Source organism: Anaerobacillus sp. 1_MG-2023 (assembly GCF_030547345.1).
Taxonomy (GTDB): Bacteria; Bacillota; Bacilli; order Bacillales; family Guptibacillaceae; genus Guptibacillus; species Guptibacillus hwajinpoensis_B.
In genome coordinates this window covers 1-539 of sequence record NZ_JAUORD010000049.1, presented here as the reverse complement: position 1 = coordinate 539, position 539 = coordinate 1, and the positions used below count along the sequence as shown (strand labels likewise).

The window sequence follows — 539 nt, the reverse complement described above, 5'->3', positions numbered from 1 at the left end:
TCAGCACTTCTAAGGCGTTTGAGTTGTACCTTTGATTTGTTTAGGTATTCTTCAGTCTTTAAGAGTTGTACAAGCTCGCCCATAGTAGCGAAGTAAACATTAAATCCTCTGTAAACGGCTTCGAGTCCAAGTCCAATGGCGATGTATGTTTTCCCAATGCCAGGCGGACCTAGAAGAATTAAGTTGTACTGCTGTTCCAGCCAGCTTAACTCTCTGAGTTGAGCTAATTCTCTTGCAGTCAGAACGTTTTGGCCTTTCAATTCAAACTCATCTAGTGACTTTTCGAAAGGGAAGCGTGCCCATTTCATTCTTTTTTCAAGGTTTTTTGCTTCACGTTTTGCTAATTCATATCCCGTAATAGATTCTAAGAATTCTAAGTAAGTCCATGAAGATTTTTCAGCTTCGCGAAGAAGCTGTGGGAGCTTCTCCGCGGTTTCTGCCAGTCGTAACTGACGAAATTGTTCCCGTAATTCATTCACAGTCTTATTCATCAGACCCTACCTCCTAAAATGCTAGTATACGTATTTAAGGATCGAGTA

General features: G+C 41.0%; 1 protein-coding gene. It reads right to left on the bottom strand.

What is annotated here, in order from left to right; genetic code table 11:
• The coding region (locus Q4550_RS23225) for an ATP-binding protein (protein ID WP_303536545.1) at positions 1–491 on the bottom strand (491 nt) is incomplete at its 3' end.
• Positions 492–539 lie beyond the last annotated feature (48 nt).